The organism is Candidatus Symbiopectobacterium sp. NZEC135 (assembly GCF_025962695.1).
In genome coordinates, this window is record NZ_JAGFPF010000320.1 from 1 (window position 1) to 1789 (window position 1789).

Below are 1789 nucleotides of genomic sequence, written 5' to 3' on the forward strand. Positions count from 1 at the left end.
CATATGAATACTGCCCACCAAATGCAGGCGTCCGCCCTGTGGCAGAGAAACATCCAGTGCGGGGTAGGCATAGGCGACCGGGGAAATTAATCCTAACCAGGTGGCCAGTTGGCGCAGTAACGGCATGATTTATCTCCATCAACCACAAACGCCCATGCTAACCGCTTGCGCTGCGCGAGGATACTGCCATAAGGATGAAAAATCCCCAGCCCCTGTTGTGGGGTGGGGATAATGGGGAAGGGGCGTTAAACCTTGAGGGCGCGAACGTGTAACGTGATGCCTTCGATGGCAATCACCTCAACCGCCGTTCCAGCGGGTAAGGCATCATCGGCTTTTACTCGCCAGGTGCTGTCACCGATTCTGGCACGGCCTATGCCATCGACTACGGCTTCCGTGAGTGTGGTGCGTACCCCGATCAATTGTTGACTGCGCTGGTTGAGCACAGTGGTCTCAATCGTGCGACGCGCACAGTTGCGTAACCAGTACCACCACAATATGGCTATAGAGATGGTCAATAGGGCAAACAGCGTGCCTTGCCACGCCCAAGGTAAAGGCAGGCCCCAGGTCAGCAGACCGATGATAACCGCGGAAACACCGCTCCACAGCAGATAGCCGCTGGCACCCAACATCTCAGCCGCCAACAGCAAGCCGCCAAGAGAGAGCCATAGCCAATGCGCATTCTCCGCGAGTAACTCAACGTCCATCTTTACTCCGCGTATTGCCGCTTTCTTTGATCAGTTCTGCAATTCCGCCAATGGCACCCATCAGGTTACTGGCTTCCAATGGCATCATAATCACCTTGCTATTGTTGGCTGAACCAATCTGTTGTAGCGCATCGGTGTATTTCTGCGCCACGAAATAGTTGATCGCCTGGATATTGCCGGAAGCGATAGCATCGGACACCATTTGTGTGGCGCGGGCTTCTGCTTCTGCTGCACGTTCTCTGGCCTCGGCCTCAAGAAAAGCAGATTGCCGTAATCCTTCTGCTTTGAGAATTTGTGATTGTTTTTCCCCTTCGGCTTTGAGAATAGCGGCCTGCCGTACCCCCTCCGCTTCGAGAATGTCAGCACGTTTGGTTCGTTCCGCTTTCATCTGGGCGTTCATTGACGCGACCAGTTCGGCAGGGGGGCGCACATCGCGGATCTCGATACGTGTAATCTTCACGCCCCACGGGCCGGTGGCTTCGTCTACGATATGCAACAGCCGGGTATTGATGCTGTCTCGTTGAGACAACATTTCATCCAGCTCCATCGAACCGAGTACGGTACGAAAGTTGGTCATGGTAAGGTTTTTGATTGCCAGTTCCAGATTACTCACTTCATAGGCGGCGCGTGGCGCATCCACGACCTGAATAAAGCAGACGGCATCGATCGTAACGTTGGCATTGTCCTTGGAGATAATTTCTTGTGATGGAATCTCAAGCACTTGTTCCATTACATTGATTTTACGTCCTATTCTGTCCATGAATGGAATGAGGATATTTAAACCCGGCATCAATGTCTTGGTGTAACGGCCAAAGCGCTCCACCGTCCACTGGTAACCTTGCGGTACTATCTTGATCCCGGACCATACAATAACCAGCGCGACAAATATCAATACGGGAATCACACTTAGCATGGTTTTCACCTCCAAAGGTTGTTTTAAAAATAATGCACTGAAATAAAAGTGTATTTTTCTTCATCCTGAAAAAGTCATTCTAGCGCCGTCGGGGTGTAAAACCTATCTTTTCGCAGGCGTAATCGCGCGTTGTTATTGACGCATTATCTGAAAATAGCAAAAACGAGAGGTG

The 1789-nt window shown here is 51.4% G+C and carries 2 protein-coding genes and 1 pseudogene; all 3 read right to left on the reverse strand.

Translation table 11 applies throughout. The features are described from left to right. Positions 1-126: pseudogene (locus J5224_RS26395) on the reverse strand (conjugal transfer protein TraB); the annotation flags it as partial. A 119-nt stretch (positions 127-245) separates the two neighbouring features. After that, positions 246-704, reverse strand: a complete 459-nt coding sequence (locus tag J5224_RS26400) for an NfeD family protein (protein WP_264628135.1) — start codon at positions 702-704, stop codon at positions 246-248. Continuing rightward, the gene (locus tag J5224_RS26405) at positions 694-1617 is read right to left on the reverse strand and encodes an SPFH domain-containing protein (RefSeq protein WP_264628136.1); all 924 of its coding nucleotides are present in this window, start codon (positions 1615-1617) and stop codon (positions 694-696) included. Before J5224_RS26405 ends, J5224_RS26400 begins: the two co-directional genes overlap by 11 nt. Positions 1618-1789 lie beyond the last annotated feature (172 nt).

Coding starts and splice junctions, on each gene's coding strand:
- J5224_RS26400 (WP_264628135.1), bottom strand. CDS start 704: ATGGACGTTGAGTTACTCGCGGAGAATGCGCATTGGCTATGGCTCTCT.
- J5224_RS26405 (WP_264628136.1), bottom strand. CDS start 1,617: ATGCTAAGTGTGATTCCCGTATTGATATTTGTCGCGCTGGTTATTGTA.